Genomic DNA, 19,421 nt, shown 5'->3' with positions numbered 1-19,421 from the left:
CGCCGCCACGGGCGAGGATCCGTTCAAGGCCGAGAGCCTGGGCGGGGTGATGCACCGGGTGCTGTCGGTGGACCCCGATCTGAGTCCCCTGCCGGCCTCGCTGCGTCCGCTGGTGAGGCGGGCCCTGGAGAAGGAGCCCTCGGCCCGGCCGAGCGCGCGGGAACTGCTGCTGAGCCTGATCAACGGGTTCACCGGCGACCCGGCCGAGTTGCTCGGCGGGGGCGGCGCCGCGGCCGGCACGCCGGCCGAGAGGAGTCACGACCCGGCGCTCGGCATGCTGGCCGAGGACGCCCGCGGCTTCCTGACCACCGCGGAGCGGAATCTGCTCCCCGACCTGTTCCTGCGCATGGTCACGATCACCGACGCCGGCGACATCGCCACCCGCCCCGTCTCCCGGCAGGAGCTGTCGGAGGGCAGGACGGCCGAGGAGCGGGCGGCGCTGGAGCGCGTCCTGGAGGTCTTCTCCTACCTGCTCGGCACCCGCGGCGGTGACATCGTCATCGCCCGGCCCGCCCTGGCACAGGCATGGCCACGACTGCGCTCCTGGATCGACGACGAACGCGAAGGCCTGCCCGTGTACGCGGGCATCCAGGCCGCCGCCCGGCACTGGCACGCCAACGGACGCCGGGCCGCGGATCTCGTGCAGGGCAGCCGCCTGGAGGCCGCGCTGCCCTGGGCCGTCACCGGCCGTCGCCACCTGACACCGACCGCGCTCGAACGCGACTTCCTGGACGCCTGCGAGGCCGCCACCCGCCGGCGCGTGTGGCGACGCCGGCTGCTGACGGTCACCCTGGCCGTCCTGCTCGTCCTCGCGCTGCTCGGCGGCACTCTCACCGTGCTGCAGAACAACCGGATCGCCTCTCAGCGCGACACCGCGGAGGCCGGCCGGATCGCCGCCCAGGCCGACGCCATGCGCGCCACCGATCCGCGGCGGGCCATGCTGCTGAGCGTCGCCGCCTGGCGGCTGGCCCACATCCCCGCCACCCGGGGGAGCCTCCAGAACGCCTGGGCGCAGCGGCAGCGTACCTCCTTCACCGATCCGGACACCGGCGGCGAGACGGTACGGCGGATCACCGCGGACGGCCGCAGGCTCTTCAGCGTCTCCCCCCGGGGAGTGCGCGTGTACGACCTGCGCACGGGCGCCGCGGCCGGCGGCTGGGACGATCTGCGGATCACCGGTCTGACGCTCCGCGGCGTCGCCCTCAGCCCCAGCGGACGCCGCCTCGCCGTCGTGGCCGGCGACACCGTACGGGCGTGGGACACCACCACCGGCGAGCCGGTCGGCGAGCGCAAGCTCGTGCGCCCCTGGCTCTTCGACGAGATCTCCTACGGACTCGGCGACCGGTGGGTGACCCTCGGCGACATGTACGGCGCCGGGCTGTGGGACACGCGGACCGGCAGGATCGTCCGCGGCCGTGACCAGGCCGCCATCCGGGACGCGGCCTACACTCCGTCCGGTGACCTGGCCGCCGTCACCCTCTCCGGAGGCCGGGAACCCGATCGCTTCGCCCTCCTCCGGCTCCCGAGCGGCAAGCCGGTGGCGCACTGGCACGACCCGGGGATGTGCGCGGGGACGGCCGAGGCGGTGGCGTTCAGCCCGGACGGGCACGTCCTGGCCTGCGGTACCACCTCCCAGGTCTACCTGCTCGACATGCGGACGGGAATGTCGCTGACGTACCGGTCGCCGGTGCGCTGGAGCGCGGACGGCCCGTTGCGTTTCAGCCCGGACGGGCGGCTGCTGCTGGCGGGCGGCAAGCTGATCCGGGTCGCCGACGGCGTGGCGCTGCTGACCTACCGGGGAGCCTCGGAAGGGGCCGGCTTCGACGGCACGGTCCTGCGCCATCTCACCGGCGGCACGGTGGTGAGCGCCGACGTCGCGGACGCGGTCGACCCCGTCCGGCTCCCGGCACCGGCGCCCCCACCGGGCGGAGGGATGTCCGGCCTGTTCGGTCCGGACGGCCGTCTCGTCGTGACCCAGACCCAGGGGACGCGCTCGCTGGCCGTATGGGACGCCACGACGCGCCGGCCGCTCGGTGCCGTCGGCGTGAGCTCGGAGTCGGTGTTCGGCGCCCCGGCACGCCCCGCCTTCAGCGGCGACGGCCGGCTCCTCGCCTTCCCCGACGGTGACCTCCTCCACCACGTGCGAGTCTGGGACACCGTGAGAAGGGTCCAGGTGGCCGAGATCGACCTGCCGGGTAAGGAGTGGGACATGGAGTCGCTCGCCGTGAACGGTGACGGTTCCCTGCTGGCGATCGGCGCGTCGGGAATGTCCGCCGACCGCACGGACGTGCGCGGCAGGCTCCTGGTCTGGGACCTGCGGCACGGCCGGTGGCACACCACGATCGACTTCAAGAGCTACACGTCGGTCGTCTTCCGCCCCGGCGGCACCACGGTCGCCGAGGTGGCGGGCGCCTCCAACCGGTTGCTGGACCTCGCCACCGGCCGTGAGACCGGCGACCCGATCGGTCCCGGACGCGTGTCCGCGGCGCCGAAGGCCCTCGCCTTCAGCCCCGACGGGAACACTCTGGCCACGGTCTCCGGCAGCGGGGTGGCGTTCTGGGACGTGCGCACCGGTGACCGGCTCGGTCCGGACCTGAACGTGACCCTGCCCGGCGATCGCGTCGTCTTCTCCTCCAAGGGGGACGTGGCCGCCGTCGCGACCCGGCAGGGAGTCCAGCTGGTGGAGGTGGCCGGTCCCCGGAAGCTGGGACCGGTCGTCGCCGTCGAGGACCCTCCCGGCCTGGCGTCCTTCGCCTTCGGCTCGGGCGGCGCCGTGCTCCGCACCATGGACGGCTCCGGCGTCATGCGTGAGGTCCCGGTCGACCCGGAGCGTACGGCCGCAGAGGTCTGCGCCCGCGCGGGCGGGACGCTGACGCCGGACGAGTGGCGGCGGTACCTGCCGGGTGTCCCCTTCCGCGACGTCTGCCCGTGAGCACCGCCCGTCGGTGACCGGCAGGGCGTGCGCCGCCGGGTTTCGCCGTACGCTGCTGGGCATGAGGTGGGCATCCTTGGCCGCGGTGACGGCGGTGCTGGTCGTCGACACCGCGGTGCTCACGGCCGGGCACGCCGGTGCGCTGCCCCGGCCGGTGGCCGCGGTGACGTTCGCGGCGGCGCTCGGCGCCGTCCTCGCGCTGCGGTCCCGCAGCGGGGTCGCGGCCTTCGTCGCCGCCCTCGTGCTGACCTCGGCGCTCCCCGGGGCGTACGTCCTGCTCCTGGTGACCGCCTACACGGCCGGGCGCGCGCTGGCCTCCCGCCGCGACGTCGCCGTCGTCACGGGCGGCGCCTGCGGCGGCCTGGCCGTCCAACTGGTCACCGGGTGGGACGGGGCGGCATCGGTGTCGCGCGTGGTCACCGCCTACCTGGTGTTCGTCGCGATGCCCCTGCTCGTCGGGCGGTACCTCGCCGAGCACGAACGCCTGGTGGCGGCGCTGTCGGAGCGGAACCGGCAGCTGAGGTACGGGCAGCGGCTGCTGGCCGAGCGCGAGCGGCTGCGGGAGAGGCTGCGCATCGCCCGCGACATGCACGACTCCCTCGGGCAGCGGCTCGCCCTGGTCTCGATCCAGGCCGCCGCGCTCGAGGTGTCCGGCCTGCCGCCCGAGCGGCGCCAGGGGGTCCAGGAGGTGGCGCGGGCGGCGCGCGGCGCGCTCGACGAGCTGTACGAGCTGGTCGGCGCGCTGCGCGGGGAGGAGGAGCCGCGCGGCCACGACTCGGGGATCCGGGAGATCGAGCGGGTCGTCGAGGAGTTCCGTGCCGCGGGCGTGCGGGTCACGCTCCGGCACCACGGGCAGGCGCTGCCGCTCACGGCCGCCGCCTGGCAGGCCGCCTACCGGGTGGTGCAGGAAGGGCTGACCAACGCCGCCAAGCACGCCCCCGGCGGCCCGGTGACAGTGAGCGTTGAGTGGGAGGACGACGCCGCGCTGCTCACCGTGGTGAATCCGGTCCCGCCGGCCGCGCTCCAGGCGTTCCGGGCGGCGGGGGCCGGGCACGGCCTCGCCGGGCTGCGCGAACGGGTCCTGCCGGCCGGCGGCATGCTGGACCACGGCCTGACGGAGGGAGGCTTCCGGCTCCTCGCCATGTTCCCGGCCGGCCGGGACGTCGCGGCGCCGCCCGGCCTCACGGGGCCGCCGGTGGAGCAGGAGCGGGAGGACCTGGCGGGTGTGCTGCCGCCGGGCCGCGAGGGGGCGGCGCGCATGGTGGTCCTCGGCGTCGCCGCCGCGGCCCTGGTGTTCGTGGTCGTCCCGGGCAGCCTGATGATCGGGCTCCGGTGAGATGATCAGGGTGCTGGTGGCGGACGACGAGCCGCTGATCGTGGCGGGCATCCGCACGGTGCTGGAGTCCGCGGGGGACATCGCCGTCGTCGGGGAGGCGCGTGACGGGCGGACGGCGGTCGAGCAGGCCGTCCGGCTGTGTCCCGACGTCGCGCTGGTGGACATCACCATGCCGGTGCTCGACGGGCTGAGCGCGGTCGAGGAGCTGCGCAAGCGCTCGCCGGCCACGCGGGCGGTGGTGCTGACGGCCTTCGGCGCCGAGCCGAACGTCCTGCGTGCCGTGCAGGGCGGCGCCGCGGGCTTCGTCCTGAAGAACTGCGCCCCGGACGAGCTGATCCGCGCGGTCCGCTCGGCCCACGCCGGGGACGCCTACCTCTCGCCCCAGGTGACCCGGGTGGTGCTCGGCGCGGTGGACGGCGGGCAGGTGGAGCGCCGCCGCGAGGCCGCCGCGCGGCTGGCGGAGCTGACCTCGAGGGAGTCCGACGTGCTGGGCCTGGTGGCCGAGGGGCTGTCGAACGCCGAGATCGGACGGCGGCTGCACATGAGCGAGATGACCATCAAGACCTACGTCAGCCGCGTGCTGGCCAAGCTGGGGTGCGCCAACCGGGTCCAGGCGGCCCTGCTGGTCAGGGACGCCGGGCCCGGGACGCTGGGCGGCCCGGCCGCCACCCCTTGAGCGGGAGCCGGTCCCCGGGGGCGACGCGGCGGCCTGGCAGTGATCTACATTGTAAAGGCGGTCACTCCGTGTCAGGCTCGGGGGCGCCGCCGGCACCGGTGAGAAAGTCGAAGTCGCACCCCTCGTCCGCCTGCATGATGTGCGCGTCGTACAGGCTGCCGTAGCCGCGCCGGTACACCGTCCCCGGTGCCTGCCAGCGGGAGCGGCGGCGGGCCAGCTCCTCCTCGGGCACCTCCAGGGACAGGCGGCGGGCCTCGACGTCGACGGTGATGAGGTCGCCGTCGCGGACCAGTGCGAGCGGCCCGCCGACGTGGGACTCCGGCGCGACGTGCAGCACGCAGGCGCCGTAGCTGGTGCCGCTCATCCGCGCGTCAGAGATGCGCAGCATGTCGCGTACGCCCATCCGGAGGAGCCGGCCGGGGATGGGCAGCATGCCGTGCTCGGGCATCCCGGGGCCGCCACGCGGGCCGGCGCCCCGCAGCACCAGCACCGAGTCGGCGGTGATCGGCAGGCTCTCGTCGTCGATGCGCCGCATCAGGTCGCGGTGCCCGTCGAACACCACGGCGGGCCCGGTGTGCCTGAGCAGGCGGGGTTCGGCGGCGACGTGCTTGATGACGGCGCCGGCGGGGGCGAGGTTGCCGCGCAGCACCGCGAGACCCCCTTCGGCCGACAGCGGGGCGTCGCGCCTCCGGATGACCTTGTCGTCGTGCACCTCCGCGTCCTGGAGCGTCTCGCCGAGGGTGCGGCCGCTCACGGTGGGCCGGTCGAGGTGGAGCAGGTCGCGGATCCGGCCGAGCAGCGCGGGCAGGCCGCCGGCCAGGTAGAAGTCCTCCATGAGGTAGCCGCCGCTCGGGCGCAGGTCGGCGAGCACGGGGACCCGCCGCGACGCCTCGTCGAAGTGGTCGAGGGTGAGCTCGACGCCGCTGCGGCGGGCCATGGCGATCAGGTGGATGACGGCGTTGGTGGACCCGCCGAGCGCCAGGACGGCGGTGACGGCGTCCGCGTACGCCTCGGCGCCGAGGATCGCGGACGGGCGCAGGTCCTCCCAGGCCAGGCCGACGGCGCGCCTGCCGCTCGCCGCCGCCATGCGGCTGTGGGCGGAGGCGACGGCCGGGATGGACGCGGCACCGGGCAGCGTCATCCCGAGGACCTCGGCGACCGAGGTCATGGTGGAGGCCGTGCCCATGGTCATGCAGTGGCCGGGGGAGCGGGCGATGCCCTCCTCGACTCCGCTCATCACGTTCTCGCCGACGAGCCCGGCCTGCTTGTCGGCCCAGTAGCGCCACATGTCGCTGCCGCTGCCGAGGGCCTCGCCCCGGTAGGCGCCGGGGATCATCGGGCCGGACGGCACGAAGACGACCGGCAGGTCCATGCTGATGGCGCCCATGAGAAGGGCGGGTGTGGTCTTGTCGCACCCGCCCATCAGCACCGCCGCGTCCACGGGGTGGGAGCGCAGCATCTCCTCGGTCTCCATGGCCAGCAGGTTGCGGTACAGCATGGTGGTGGGCTTCTGGAAGGTCTCCGAGAGCGACATCACCGGCAGCTCGACCGGATAGCCGCCCGCCTGCCAGACGCCGCGCTTGACCTCCTGCGCCCGCTCGCGCAGGTGGATGTGGCAGGGGTTGAGCTCGCTCCAGGTGTTCACGATGCCGATGACGGGCTTGCCCATGTGCTCCTCGGCGGACAGGCCGAGCTGGCGGGTCCTGGCACGATGGCTGAAGGACCGGAGGGTCTCGGTGCCGTACCAGCGATGGCTTCTCAGCTGCTCAGGGGTCAGACGCTGCACGTGGTCCTCCTCGTATGCCGATATATCACGATATCGAGGAGCGTGCCGCTGGACCCGCCGCTCGGCCTGGGGCGGTCAGCCGGCCTGTTCGTCGCTCAGCGTCCGCCGGATCCAGTTCTCGGCGTCCTCCTTGGTGACTCCGAGACCGTTCAGCACTTCGCTGCCGGTGCCCTCCTCGGCGGTGAGCAGGGCGAGCAGGATGTGCTCGGTCCCGATGTAGTTGTTCGCCATGCGGAGCGCCTCCCTCATGGTGAGGTCGAGCAGTCTCCTGGCGCCCGACGTGAACGCGATGTGACCGACCAGGTCCGCCACGGCCGGGCCGAGGGCCGCGGTCGCCGCCTCGCGGACGGTCTCCAGCGGCACGCCGAGGGCCACCAGGGCCCGGCAGCCCACCCCCTCCGGTTCGTGCAGGAGCCCGAGCAGGACGTGCTCGGTGCCGATGTAGTCGTGCCGGGCCTGCCGTGCCTCCTCCTGGGCCGACACGACGACGTGGCGGGCGCGGTCGGTGAACCGGGAGAAGACCGAGGCGTCGAAGGGCTCGCCGCCGCCCTTGGGCACGAACCGCTTCTGCGCGGCCTGCTTGGTGACCCCCATGCTCCGCCCGATGTCCGTCCAGGACGCCCCGGTTCTGCGGGCCTGGTCGACGAAGTGGCCGATGAGGTGGTCGGCCACCTCGCCGAGGTGTTCGGAGAGCAGCACCGCCCCGGACAGTTGCCGGAGGGCGTCGTCCGCGCCGTGCGTGCGGCGGATGTACTCGATCAGGTCGTCGAGACGTACGGGTTGCGATGTCATGCGTCAACCATAGGTTGACGATCCTTCGCCGTCAACCGTCGGTTGACGTTGATGTGGCGGGCAAGAGATACGTCCTATCTTTCGAGCGAACCGGAGGGGTGTCGGCGACGGGCGCCGAGTCCCTGCCGAGGGGCAGGACGGCGAGGGTGGCCGACCGGGCGCATTCCCGGAAAAGGGTTCGCGGGCAGCCATGATGAGGGCGGAGAGAGCCGCAAAGAAAAGTTAGGAAACCTTCCTGACGATTATATCGTTCCAACATGTGCGGACCCGTTGACGTCGCTCTGGTTTTGTGGGATTCGTAGCAGAGATCCAACCTTTGTCATACCAAAGGTGATCTCAACGGCCCTCTCATCGCGTGATCTCGCCGGGAGGCCCGACGCGCCCCAGGAGCAGAAGGAGCCAGTACATGGCCAGTGCGCCCCCTCACCGCAGACACCGTCACCGGCTCGCCGTGGCCGTCGTCGCGGCGCTGTCCCTGATCCTCACCATGTCACCGGTCGCGCCCGCGTGGGCCGAGCTGCAACACCCGCGGCAGGCGTACTTACGCAACGCCGTCGCCGGCCTGTTCCTGCACTGGGGCGAGCGCACCTCGCCCGCGCACACCAGCTGCGGCGGCTGGGAGGCCGACGTCACCAACGGCGGGTGGAAACCCGACTACTGGGTCACCGAGACCCAGAAACTGCACGCCCAGTACATCGTGCTCGCCACCTTCCACAGCCGTCTCGGCTACGCCCGCCCCTGGCCGTCGGCGATCCCCGGAAGCTGCAGCACCAAGCGCGACTTCCTCGGCGAGCTGGTCGACGCCGCGAGCGCCAAGGGCCTGAAGGTCATCCTCTACATGACCGACGACCCGCAGTGGCACAACGAGGGCGGTCACGAGTGGCTCGACTCCTCGGCGTACTCCTCCTACAAGGGGCACAGCGTCGACCTGACCACGCGCGACGGGTTCGGCGAGTTCAGCTATGACAACTTCATCGAGGTCATGCGGAAGTACTCGAAGCTGTCGGGCTTCTGGATCGACAACGACAACGCCTACTGGGAGTCCCACGGCCTGTACGAGCGCATCCGCGCCGACCGCCCGGACATGACCCTGAGCAACAACAACGAGGACACGCCGATCATGGACATGATCAGCAACGAGCAGAAGACCGGCATGTCCCCCTCCTACGACTACCCGCAGGCCGTCTACACCGCCGCCCCCCGGCTCATCGAGGCCGACTTCAAGCTGCCCTCCACCGGCGCCTGGTGGTACGACGGCTCCAACCCCTCGGTCGACCGGCTCCTCACCATCGGCCGCCTGGTGACCAACGCCGGCTCCTCCGTCAAAGCCCTGATGGCCGAGACCGCGCAGGTCAACGGCACCTTCCCCTCCAACCAGGCGTCGTTCAACAACTTCCTGAACGGCTACCTGGACCCGATCTGGGAGTCGCTGAACGGCACCGAGGGCGGCGGCTACATGTACGGCGGCCTGCAGCCGGGCTTCTGGAACAACGGCGCCCACGGCGTGACGACGGTCGGCAGGACCGACCCCGACCGGCACTACATCCACGTCATCACCCCGCCGTCCGGCGGCACCCTGCAGGTGCGCGACAACGGCTACCGCGTCACGGCCGTCACCAACCTGCGCACCGGCGCCGCGGTGACGTTCGGCCAGGTCAACGGCACGCTCACCCTGAGCGGGATCTCGTCCTGGGACCCCTACGACACGGTCTTCAAGGTCACCACCGGCGGCCGGGAGGGCATCCTGCCGGGCGTCACCGTGAGCGCGAGCTCCTCCACCGGCGGGCACGCCGGCTCGGCCGCCGGCGACGGCGACTACCTGACCTACTGGGACAGCGACAAGACCACCCCCACCTCGCTGACGTTCGACCTCGGCTCGGCCAGGACCGTCCGCTACATCGGCATCAACCAGCGGGAGGACTCGGTCGCCTACGCGCGCTCCGACACCGAGCAGTCGGCCCGCATCAAGGGCTACAAGGTGTACGCGAGCAACGACGGCGCCTCCTGGGGCGGCGCGATCAGGACGGGCACCCTGCCGAGCCACCGGGGCGTCCAGTTCGTCGACATCCCGGCGACCACCGCCCGCTACATCCGCCTCCAGGTCGACGGCACCTACGCCGCCTCCACCGACTCCACCCGCTACAAGCGGCTGCGCGTGGACGAGGCGTGGCTGGGCTCGTCGTACCCCGGCTCCGCGACGCCGCCCGCCTCCAGCTACGAGGCGGAGAGCGGCGCGCTGAGCGGCGCGGCGGCCGTCTCGTCCTGCCCGGCGTGCTCGGGCGGGAGCAAGGTGCGGTTCATCGGCAACAACGGCTCCAACCACGACACGATCACGGTGAGCGCCGCGAGCGCGGGAACGAGGACGCTGACCATCGCCGGGGCCGTGAACGGCACCCGGTCGTTCTCGGTGAGCGTCAACGGCGGCGCGGCACAGACGGCCACGCTGACCGGCACGGACTTCAACACCCCGATCACCACCTCGCTGACGGTGACGCTGAACGCCGGATCGAACACCATCCGGTTCTTCAACGACACCGCCTACGCCCCCGACCTCGACAAGATCACCCTCAGCTAGGAGGACCGATGTCGCGAGGACCGCGGCGAAGACTGCTCACCCTGCTGACGGCCCTGTCGGCCGGCGTGGCGAGCGCGATGGGCGGCGTGGCGGCCGCCCCGGGCGCGTCCGCCTCCGACAACGGCCTGTCCATCAGGCCGGCCATGGGGTGGAGCAGCTGGAGCTGGATCCGCAGGACCCCGACCGAGGCGAAGATCAAGGCACAGGCGGACGCGCTGGTGAGCAGCGGGCTCGCCGCGCACGGCTTCGTGTACGTGAACCTCGACGACTTCTACCAGAAGTGCGACTCCAACGGGTTCGTGGTGGACTCCTACGGCCGGTGGGCCGTGGACCCGGCGAAGTTCCCCTCGGGCATCAAGGCGCTGGCCGACTACGTGCACGGCAAGGGGCTGAAGTTCGGGTTCTACGTCACCCCGGGCATCGCCAGGAACGCCGTCACGGCCAACACCCCGATCCTCGGCACGTCCTACCACGCCAAGGACATCGCCGACACCAGCCGGACCGAGAAGAACTACAACTGCAAGAACATGTACTACATCGACTACGGCAAGCCGGGCGCCCAGGAGTTCGTCGACTCCTGGGCGGACCAGTTCGCGTCCTGGGGGATCGACTACCTCAAGATCGACGGCGTGGGCTCGGCCGACGTCGCGGACGTCGAGGCGTGGGACAAGGCGTTGCGGCGGACCGGCCGGCCGATCAACTTCGCGCTGTCCAACAACCTGCCGATCGCCGACGCCGCGACCTGGAAGCGCCTGGCCAACAGCTGGCGCACCCAGGGCGACGTCGAGTGCTACTGCGGGCCCGGGCCCAACGGCAGCGGCCACCCGCTCACCGACTGGAGCCACGTGTCCGGCCGGTTCACCTCGGCCGCGAACTGGCAGCCGTACGCCGGGCCCGGTGGCTGGAACGACCTGGACTCGCTGGAGGTCGGCAACGGCGACCGGGCGGGGCTGACGGCCGACCAGCGCCGCTCCATGTTCACCCTTTGGGCGATGGCGGCCTCCCCGCTGCTGCTCGGCACCGACCTGACCGACCTCGACCCGGTCGACGTGGCCATGCTCACCAACGACCGGCTGATCGCCGTCGACCAGGACGGCGTGGCAGCCTCGCGGATCGTCAACAGCGGGAGCGGCCAGGTGTGGCGCAAGCGTGAGGCCGGCGGCGACTACATCGTGGCCCTGTTCAACACCGGGACCTCGGGCGGCTCGACGGTCAGCGTCACCTGGTCGCAGGTCGGCTTCTCCGGCGGCGCGAAGGTCGTCGACCTGTGGTCCGGGGCGAGCGAGGGGACCATCAGCGGCTCCTACAGCGCGACTCTGCGCCCAGGGGAGACCCGGCTGATCCGCGTCACCCCCACCTCGGCGCCGCCCGCGTCGTCCTACGAGGCCGAGAGCGGGGCGCTGAGCGGCGCCGCGGCGGTGGCGGCCTGCTCGGGGTGCTCGGGCGGGAGCAAGGTGCGGTTCATCGGTGACAGCGGCGCCAACCACGACACGATCACGGTGAACGCGTACGGTGCAGGAAGCAGGAGCCTCACGATCAGCGGTCTGGTGAACGGCACCCGGTCGTTCTCGGTGAGCGTCAACGGCGGCGCGGCGCAGACGGCCACGCTGACCGGCACCGACTGGAGCACTCCGGTCACCACGTCGCTGACGGTGACGCTGAACGCCGGATCGAACACCATCCGGTTCTTCAACGACACCGCCTACGCCCCCGACCTCGACAAGATCACCATCGGTTAGGGGAGGGACCGCAGGTCAGGAGGTCTTGGCCGCTCTCACCGCTTCGGCGAGGAGGCCGTGGCGGTGGGGGCCGGCCAGGCCGGCGTGGTACAGGTGGATCTCCTGCGCGCCCGCCTCGGCCAGCCGCCGCACGTGCGGCGTGATCTCGTCGGGCCGGATCGGCGGCAGCACGGTGACGTACGCGCCGACGGCGACCTCCTCGGGCAGCATGCGCCGGGTCAGGCGGACGCGCTCGGCGGACTCGGGCCCGGTGGGCCAGCACTGCACGATGACGGTGTCGACCTCCTTGCCGGTGTCCGGCGTCAGGCCGGGGTTCGCGCCGGTGGCCCACGGGTCGGGCATGGCGTGCAGCCCGACGCGCGGGCCGGGGATCGCGGCCAGGACCTGGTGGCGCAGCTCGTCGGCGGCGCCGTGGCGCACGGCGAGCAGCGCCGCGGCCGTGGCCGGGTCGAGGTCGTGCTCGTGGGACCGTACGGCCGTGCGCAGCTCGCGCACCGTACGCTCCGGGTCGAGGCCGCGTGCGGCCCATTCGGCCCGGCACGCCCCGCAGCAGCACACCGACAGCATGCGCCGCGCCCGCGCGTCGTAGGCGCCGTCGGTCTTGTCGTGGTGGCCGCCGTGGTCGGCGCCGAGCTGCCCGCAGGCCTCCAGGAGCACCCCGGCCAGCGGGAGGTCGCGCACCGCCTCGGCGGCCAGCGTGGCGGCGTACTCGCGCACCTCGGCGCGGGAGGGGCACAGCGCCCAGGGGTAGTGCTCGCCGAAGCAGTTGACGACGCCGACGTCGGGATGCGCCTCGCCGAGCCGGGAGTTGTGCGTGAGCACGGTCCAGGCCGTCACCGGGATGTCGGCGGCGGCCAGGGTGGTCGCGGCCGTGCCGAAGGAGTCGGGGTCGTCCATCCACGCCGCGGGGCCGGGCAGCAGACGCCTGCCACGCCAGGCCTCCTCGCGGACCGGGCGGTAGAGGGCGGCGTGCCTGGCGTCGAGGTAGGCCCGCTCGGGATGCCAGGGCGTCGCGGCCCTGACCGTGTGGTAGGCCGCCGCGAGGTTCACCCCGTCGCAGCCGAGCGCCTGCACTCTGCCGACGAACAGGGGATCGCCGAGCACGTCCCACGGGTAGGCGTGAACGAGCACGCGCATAGCCGCCACCGCCTTCCCAAAGGGGCCCTCACCCAAAAGCTGGCGTTGTCAAGGCATACCTATTCCGCCGGTCGCCGTCAATGGCTTTCGCCGATCATCCCGCCCTGCCGGGGGTGGCCGCCGGGGCGGTCCGTACAGTCGGGAGCGAAGGCCGTGTGGGCCAGGTCTCAGGCATGAAACCGGGGTGGCGGGACAGTTAGGGGGCACGGGAGACCAGCACTGTGGGGGACGACGATGGGACAGCAGGTAGCCAAGGAGCGGTTCTCGGAGGCGGAGTACGCGCGCTTCGGCCTGCGCCTGAAGGATTCGCTGCTCGCTCTGCGGGAGCTGCTCCAGAGGCCGGGGTTCGGCGCCGGTCAGGCGACCGTGGGCGCCGAGCTGGAACTTTTCCTGATCGATGAGGGCGGCCGCCCGCTGCGGCGCAACAAGGAGGTACGCGAGGCGGCGGGTGACGAGCGGGTGGTACTGGAGCTGGGCAGCTTCAACCTGGAGGTCAACCTGACCCCGTCGCCGCTGGCGGGCCGGCCCTTCACCGCGATGGCGGACGAGGCGCGCGCGATGATGACCCTGGTCGACGAGGCCGCGCGCACGCAGGGCGGCCGGGTGGTGCCCATCGGCATCCTGCCCACCCTGACCGAGTTCGACTTCACCCGCGGCGCGATGAGCGACGAGACGCGGTACCGGGCGCTCAGCCGGGGCATACGGCGGGTGCGCGCCGAGCCTTTCCGCGTGCAGATCCAGGGGGTCGAACGGCTGGAGCTGGAGGTCGAGGACGTCATCCTGGAGAGCGCGAACACCTCCTGGCAGATCCACCTGCGCACCCCGCCGGACGCCTTCGCCCGGGTCTACAACGCCGCGCAGCTCGCCACCGGCCCGGTGCTCGCCGTGAGCGGCAACTCCCCGTCCTTCCTCGGCCGGGAGCTGTGGGAGGAGACCCGGATCGCGCTGTTCGAGGCGTCGGCGGACGACCGTGACCCCGAGCGCCCGTGGCGGGTCGACGGCCGCGTGTCCTTCGGCTCCGGCTGGGTCGAGGGCGGCGCGGCGGAGCTGTTCGAGCACAGCGTCCGCGAGTACGAGCCGGTCATGCCGGTGATGGACGACGAGGACCCGCTCGCCGTCGTCCGGGGCGGCGGGGTGCCCCGCCTGGCGGAGCTGCGGCTCCACCAGGGCACGGTGTGGCAGTGGAACCGGCCGGTCTACGACCCGGCGGACGGCGGCCACCTGCGCGTGGAGCTACGGGCCCTGCCGGCCGGGCCGACGTGCGCCGACATGGCGGCCAACGCGGCGTTCGCGCTCGGGCTCGTGGCGGCCATGGCGGCGCGGCCCGGCTGGATCGCGGACTTCCCGTTCGCCGACGCCTACCGCAACTTCTACCGGGCCGCCCGCGGCGGGCTGGACGCGATGCTCGCCTGGCCGGGGCGGGCGGAGCCGGCGCCGGCGGCCGAGGTCGTCCTCGACCTGCTGCCGATCGCCCACGAGGGCCTGATCTCGGTCGGGGTGGACGAGACCGAGGCGGCGCGGCACCTGTCGGTCATCGGCGAACGCGTCCGGGCGCGCCGTACCGGAGCGGCGTGGCAGCGTGCCGCACTGGCCGCCCTCGGCGACCGGCCCGGCGCCCGGGCGGCCATGCTGGAGCGCTACCGCGAGCTCGCGCTCGGCGACCTGCCCGTCCACACCTGGCCCGAGCCGCTTTGAATTGCCTCGCTCCGCTCGGCGGGTTCGAGGCCTCCTTGAGGCGGCGGCTTTCGTCGTCGTACGGGCTCGTCCCTCACCCTCCCTCCTCCTCAAGCCACCGCCGGCCCCGAACCTGTCTTATGGCCTCGCCGCCGAGCGGAGCGAGGCAATCAAACAGGGTCGAGGTCGTCGTGGCCGTTCAGGGAGCTGCCGTAGCTCAGGGCGACCAGCTGTGCGACCGCGCTGTGGGCGCCGAGGGGCTCGGCGCATCCGGCGCCCACGGCCTCCGCCGCAGAGGTGATCCTGTGGGGGTCGATCTCCGGGCCGATGAGGAACGGCGCCAGGGCCAGCCGCGAGGCGCCGATGTTGCGCAGCCGCTGGGCCGCGTCGCCCACGCTGGGCGAGGCGTCCAGGGAGGCCGCCACGACGGGCAGCGTGAGCCGCGCGGCCAGCAGGACGACCGTGGCGTCGGCCGCCCGTACGGCCTCCTGGCCGCCGACCGTCCCGACGATGATGCCGTCGACGGGCGTGGCGATGTTGAACAGGCGCATGCGGTCGGCGCGGGCCAGCCCGCTCTCCGACAGCTTCACGTGCAGGGCCTCGGCGAGCAGCGGGTGGGGGCCGAGCGGGTCGGCGATGGTCGTCATGACGTCGCTGTCGGCCACCGCCTCTCGGATCGCCCGGTACACCTGCGGGTGCGGGCCGGTCACCAGCGGGACCACGACGGCCGCCGGCGCGTCCTTGGGACGGTCGGAGGCGCACTCGGTGAGCGTCTCGGCGAGGTTGCTCTTGCTGTCGCCGAGGTGGATCAGGCGGACGTCGAGTTGCGGATGATCGACGCTGACAATGGTCTTGATCGCCGCGGGGACGTCGCCGCCGGTGCCGGGCGCGGCCAGCACGAGGGCGGGCGCGTCCGGGGGCAGCTGTGCGGGCACCGGGCGCCGGTGCCGGCCGGAGCTGGTCCGGAACGAGCGTTCGCGGACCGGTAGCTCCCGTGGAGCATCATGACCATCGTTCACATCGGCGGATTTTACGGGGTATGTGGCAAAAGTTAAGTCTGATTCGCCTCGACGCGCGGATGGAGACCGCTCGGTCTCCCAGGAGATCGCTGACATATTGCGGCCCGATCCTGTGGACGGCACCAACGGTCCGTAATCGTGCGAGATCACCGGGGGTGGCGGGAATGCCCAGCGTGCCGCGGTGCCCGCCCTACCGCTGACACGACCCCGCGGGAGCCGGTGAAGTTTTTCAGGCCGGACCGCGCGGACGGGTCTCTCAGTGCACTCGATGCGTCGTGCGCAGGATCTCGTAGAGCTCCAGGCTCGCGAAGAGCAGGGCCGAGAGGGCGATCACGGCGTACGCCATGGTCGAGGTCCGCAGCCGGGCGAGCGATGAGGGCCGTTCCGGCGGCGCCATCGCGAGCGAGGCCACCGGTTCGTCGGCGGCCGGTTCGGGCTCGGCCGGCGCCGCGTGCGGCGCGGCCCGCAGGGCGGCGCGGACCTCCGGATGCCGGGCGAGGTATCCCCGGGGGAAGGTCTTCACGTCGGCGTCGCCGCAGGCGGGGCAGCGCGCGCCCGACCAGGGCGGCTGCACCTGTAGCCGGTCCCGCAGCCAGACGTCCACCTCGTTGCCGTGGCGGTCGGTGAGGTGCCGCACGGTGTACTCTTCTTCCCAGATCACCAGGCAGCGAGGGCACTCGAACGGCCAGGTCTCGCGAGCCATGAAGCCTTCGTGCACGCGGATCACCCCCAAGGGGCCGAGCCTTTGCCGGCTGTGGCCCGATTCGAGTGTGTGCGTTTACCCAGGTTGATCGCAAGGCCTCGTACGGATACGTCACGTATTGAGGCGTTCGCGTGCCGTGAGGTCTCCTGAGAGGGTCGCCGCCACCAGAGCGAGGACGGCGCAGACCGCCATCGCCAGGCCCATCGGCACGATGGAGCGCGGCCCGGCGAGGCCGGTGAGCGGCGCGACGAGGGCGCCGAAGGCGTACTGCAACGTCACGAGCATGCCGGAGGCGGTCGCGGTGGCGTGCGGGGCGCGCCCCAGCGCGAGCGTGGTCGCGTTGCCCATCACCAGTCCGAGCGAGGCGACGGCGACCAGCAGCAGCGGCAGGCACGCCTCGACGGGCAGCAGTCCCGCCACGGCGAGCGCGCCGAGCACGGCGGAGGCCACCACCAGCACCGCCACGCCGGCCTGGAGCATCCGCTGCGGCGGGTGGCGGTACACCAGCCTGGCGTTGGCCGTGCCGACCACCAGCATCGCCAGCGCGATCACCGCGAAGGCCAGCGCGAAGACCGGCATGGACAGGCCGTAAAGGGTGCGCAGCACGAACGGCGAGGCGGCGATGTAGGCCATCAGGGCGCCGAAGGCCAGGGTGAACGTCAGGGCGTACCCGGCGAAGGCCCTGTCGCGGAGCAGCGCGCGGGCCGTGCGCGCGGTCCCGGTCTGGTCCGCGGGCCGGACCAGACGCACGGGCGGCGGCTCGGGGACGACCGCCCAGGCGGCCAGGAACATGAGCAGTGCGAGTACGGCGAGCGCCCAGAACACCCCGCGCCAGCCCGCCACGGCGATCACCAGGGCGCCCACGAGCGGCGCCGCGACCGGGGCGACGCCGGCGACCGCCGTGAGGACACCGAAGACCCTGGCCGCCTCCCGGCCGCGCGCCGCGCCGGAGACGACGGCTCGGGCGACGACGACGCCGGCGGAGCCCGCGAGCCCCTGGACGAACCGCGCGCCCACCAGCACCTCGATGCCCGGGGCCAGGGCGCACACCGCGCCGGCGAGCGCGCAGACCGCCAGGCAGCCGAGCAGCGTCCTGCGCCGGCCGGCACGGCCGGCGAGGGGGCCGATCAGGAACTGTCCCACCGCGATCCCGAGGAGCAGCGCCGTGATCGTCACCTGGACCGCGGTCGGGCCGGCGCGCAGGTCGCGGGCCAGCTCGGGGAAGCCCGGCAGGTACATGTCGACGGCGAACGGCGGGAAGGCCGCGAGCAGGCCGAGCGTGGCGATCAGGACGGGGGAGGGAGCGGTCGCTCGCGTGGCGCCGATGGCGGTGGTAGCGGACATGACGACTCCATCACGCGGTGAAGGCCGGCACCGCCAAGGCGCCCGCGTCGCCTCCAGCAGACGGGCGACGATGCCGTTCCTGCCACAGTACGCCCCTGACCTGCGGTCATCGCGGGGGGCGTGACGACTCAGCGGGCGCCGGCCGGTCCGTCCTTGCGGCCGACGCCGCCGACGGACCACACGGCGCCGGGGTTGCCGCCCGCCTCCCCCTCCTCGGGGTGCCACCGCGGGATGTACACCACGCCCGGCTCCAGGAGGGTCAGGCCGTCGAAGAGCCGCTCGATGTCGCCCTTGCTGCGGACCTGCTCGCGGCGCGGGCCGGAGACGATCCCCCTGTCCAGGTAGAGGGCGCCGAGCTTGGCCGTCACCTCCGGGCGCAGGTCGGAGACGGAGTGGCCGATCGCGATGTGGCTGCCCGGGACGACCGCGTCGCGCAGGTGCCCGACGATCCGCGCCACCAGGTCGTCGTCGGAGATGACGTCCATGCTGAACAGCAGGAGGATCGCGACCGGCTCGCGAAGGTCGATCAGCTCGTTCAGGCGGGGGTGGCCGAGGATCTGCTCGGGGTCGCGCATGTCGGCCTCGATGACCGCGGTGTTCCGGTGGTCGTCCAGCAGGGCCTGGGAGTGCATGACGACGACCGGGTCGTTGTCGACGTACACCACGCGCGAGCCGGGGGCCGCCGCCTGGGCGACCTGGTGCACGCTGCCCTGCGTGGGGAGGCCGCAGCCGATGTCGACGAACTGCCGGATGCCGGCGGCCGCCAGGTGGCGTACCACCCGCCCGAGGAACCTGCGGCCCTCGCGGCACATCATGGGCAGTTCGGGCGCGATCTCCAGGGCCCGCCGTGCGGCGTCCCGGTCGGCGGCGAAGTTGTCCTTGCCCCCGACGAAGTAGTCGTACATGCGGGCTTCGTTGGGGGTCGTGGGATCGAAGACGACAGGCTCGAGCCTCGTGAACGCCGCCACTGATCCCCCTCCCGTGCGAAGGCCGATGCTAACGCTGACGGGGGAGAAGATATCCGTTATTTCGGAAATGGTCAGCCGAAGGCCGGCACGCGGCGGCGTCTCGGTCAGGTCGGGCCGGATCGCCGGTCAGTGGCAGATCTCCAGGTGCCGCACCGGCAGCGACCCGCCCAGGGTGAAACCGGCCCAGACCGCCTTGCCGGGGGACCGCAGCGGGGCCCAGCCCCACCGGTGGCTGATCCCTGCGACCACCTGGAGGCCGCGCCCGCCCTCGGCGCCGAAGTCGGGCTCGCGCGGCGTCGGGCGCTCGTCGCTCGGGTCGGTGACGACGCATATCAACGACTGGTCGGTGAGGGCCAGGATGATCCGCACGGGGTGGGAGGACAGCACCGCGGCGCGGCTGCTGAGCCCGTGCCGCAGGGCGTTGATGACGAGCTCGCCGATGACCAGCTCGGCGTCGTCGAGAAGGTCGCCCAGGCCCCAGCCGTGCAGGGTGGCGGTGGTGAACGAACGGGCGGTCCGGGCGGCGTACGGGTCGTTGCGGAGCTCGCAGAGCGCCAGTTGCAGCCGTTCGGGGTTCTCGTGACCGCCGCCCACGGCCCATGGACCGGCGGGGGACAGAACGCGGTCGAGCGCGGACAGCCAGTCCTCCCACCTGTCGGGATCGCCGATCCCGGCGGGTTTAGTCAGTTCTGTCCTGTACCCAGTCATACGCGAGCCCTATGAGGTTTAGGTCTATCTCG

14 protein-coding genes are annotated in these 19,421 nt (G+C 72.7%); 6 read left to right on the top strand and 8 right to left on the bottom strand.

Annotated features, from left to right (window positions below):
- From KIK05_RS17825 to KIK05_RS17815, 3 genes are all read left to right on the top strand, one after another.
- Nucleotides 1-2,932: nSTAND1 domain-containing NTPase (locus KIK05_RS17825; RefSeq protein ID WP_443729122.1), on the top strand; the 2,932-nt coding region annotated here is incomplete at its 5' end.
- Between the two features lie 61 nt (nt 2,933-2,993).
- On the top strand, nt 2,994-4,268 hold the full coding sequence (locus tag KIK05_RS17820; protein WP_214411829.1) for a sensor histidine kinase: 1,275 nt from the start codon (nt 2,994-2,996) through the stop codon (nt 4,266-4,268).
- Between the two features lies 1 nt (nt 4,269).
- A complete protein-coding gene (locus KIK05_RS17815; protein WP_214411828.1) occupies nt 4,270-4,944 on the top strand; it encodes a response regulator in 675 nt (224 codons plus the stop codon).
- 61 nt (nt 4,945-5,005) lie between these two features.
- Here KIK05_RS17815 and araD read toward each other — a convergent pair whose 3' ends face one another.
- Entirely contained in the window at nt 5,006-6,730 is a 1,725-nt protein-coding gene (gene araD / locus KIK05_RS17810; protein ID WP_308249975.1) for an L-arabinonate dehydratase, read from the bottom strand.
- Nucleotides 6,731-6,805: 75 nt separating this feature from the next.
- Nucleotides 6,806-7,288: a Clp protease N-terminal domain-containing protein gene (locus KIK05_RS49750; RefSeq protein WP_504740191.1), complete on the bottom strand. Its 483-nt coding sequence runs from the start codon at nt 7,286-7,288 to the stop codon at nt 6,806-6,808.
- A gap of 640 nt (nt 7,289-7,928) precedes the next feature.
- On the opposite strand from KIK05_RS49750, the gene KIK05_RS48150 reads away from it, so the two are divergent.
- Entirely contained in the window at nt 7,929-10,097 is a 2,169-nt protein-coding gene (locus tag KIK05_RS48150) for a discoidin domain-containing protein (RefSeq protein WP_214411826.1), read from the top strand.
- Between the two features lie 8 nt (nt 10,098-10,105).
- Complete coding sequence (locus KIK05_RS17795; protein ID WP_214411825.1) at nt 10,106-11,836, top strand: alpha-galactosidase D; 1,731 nt, start codon at nt 10,106-10,108, stop codon at nt 11,834-11,836.
- Nucleotides 11,837-11,851: 15 nt separating this feature from the next.
- Here KIK05_RS17795 and KIK05_RS17790 read toward each other — a convergent pair whose 3' ends face one another.
- Nucleotides 11,852-12,973, bottom strand: a complete 1,122-nt coding sequence (locus tag KIK05_RS17790; protein WP_214411824.1) for a hypothetical protein — start codon at nt 12,971-12,973, stop codon at nt 11,852-11,854.
- A gap of 234 nt (nt 12,974-13,207) precedes the next feature.
- Here KIK05_RS17790 and KIK05_RS17785 point away from each other — a divergent pair, with 234 nt between their 5' ends.
- On the top strand, nt 13,208-14,668 hold the full coding sequence (locus KIK05_RS17785; protein WP_214411823.1) for a glutamate-cysteine ligase family protein: 1,461 nt from the start codon (nt 13,208-13,210) through the stop codon (nt 14,666-14,668).
- Nucleotides 14,669-14,817: 149 nt separating this feature from the next.
- On the opposite strand, the gene KIK05_RS17780 is transcribed toward KIK05_RS17785, so the two are convergent.
- The 5 genes from KIK05_RS17780 to KIK05_RS17760 all read right to left on the bottom strand — a co-directional run bounded on the left by KIK05_RS17780 (nt 14,818) and on the right by KIK05_RS17760 (nt 19,389).
- Complete coding sequence (locus KIK05_RS17780) at nt 14,818-15,666, bottom strand: sirohydrochlorin chelatase (protein ID WP_214411822.1); 849 nt, start codon at nt 15,664-15,666, stop codon at nt 14,818-14,820.
- Nucleotides 15,667-15,922: 256 nt separating this feature from the next.
- On the bottom strand, nt 15,923-16,369 hold the full coding sequence (locus KIK05_RS17775; protein ID WP_214411821.1) for a hypothetical protein: 447 nt from the start codon (nt 16,367-16,369) through the stop codon (nt 15,923-15,925).
- A gap of 111 nt (nt 16,370-16,480) precedes the next feature.
- Entirely contained in the window at nt 16,481-17,713 is a 1,233-nt protein-coding gene (locus KIK05_RS17770; protein ID WP_214411820.1) for a multidrug effflux MFS transporter, read from the bottom strand.
- 128 nt (nt 17,714-17,841) lie between these two features.
- Nucleotides 17,842-18,681, bottom strand: coding sequence for an SAM-dependent methyltransferase (locus KIK05_RS17765; protein WP_214411819.1), 840 nt, complete (start codon nt 18,679-18,681; stop codon nt 17,842-17,844).
- A 126-nt stretch (nt 18,682-18,807) separates the two neighbouring features.
- Entirely contained in the window at nt 18,808-19,389 is a 582-nt protein-coding gene (locus tag KIK05_RS17760) for an ATP-binding protein (RefSeq protein ID WP_214411818.1), read from the bottom strand.
- Between the last annotated feature and the right edge of the window lie 32 nt (nt 19,390-19,421).

Source organism: Sphaerisporangium fuscum (assembly GCF_018531465.1).
Taxonomy (GTDB): domain Bacteria; phylum Actinomycetota; class Actinomycetes; order Streptosporangiales; family Streptosporangiaceae; genus Sphaerisporangium; species Sphaerisporangium fuscum.
This window is presented reverse-complemented; position numbering and strand designations above follow the sequence as displayed.

Bases quoted from the DNA above. Each gene is read 5' to 3' on its own strand.
- KIK05_RS17820 (WP_214411829.1), top strand. From the start codon at position 2,994: ATGAGGTGGGCATCCTTGGCCGCGGTGACGGCGGTGCTGGTCGTCGAC.
- KIK05_RS17815 (WP_214411828.1), top strand. From the start codon at position 4,270: ATGATCAGGGTGCTGGTGGCGGACGACGAGCCGCTGATCGTGGCGGGC.
- KIK05_RS48150 (WP_214411826.1), top strand. From the start codon at position 7,929: ATGGCCAGTGCGCCCCCTCACCGCAGACACCGTCACCGGCTCGCCGTG.
- KIK05_RS17795 (WP_214411825.1), top strand. From the start codon at position 10,106: ATGTCGCGAGGACCGCGGCGAAGACTGCTCACCCTGCTGACGGCCCTG.
- KIK05_RS17790 (WP_214411824.1), bottom strand. From the start codon at position 12,973: ATGCGCGTGCTCGTTCACGCCTACCCGTGGGACGTGCTCGGCGATCCC.
- KIK05_RS17785 (WP_214411823.1), top strand. From the start codon at position 13,208: ATGGGACAGCAGGTAGCCAAGGAGCGGTTCTCGGAGGCGGAGTACGCG.
- KIK05_RS17775 (WP_214411821.1), bottom strand. From the start codon at position 16,369: ATGGCTCGCGAGACCTGGCCGTTCGAGTGCCCTCGCTGCCTGGTGATC.
- KIK05_RS17770 (WP_214411820.1), bottom strand. From the start codon at position 17,713: ATGTCCGCTACCACCGCCATCGGCGCCACGCGAGCGACCGCTCCCTCC.
- KIK05_RS17760 (WP_214411818.1), bottom strand. From the start codon at position 19,389: ATGACTGGGTACAGGACAGAACTGACTAAACCCGCCGGGATCGGCGAT.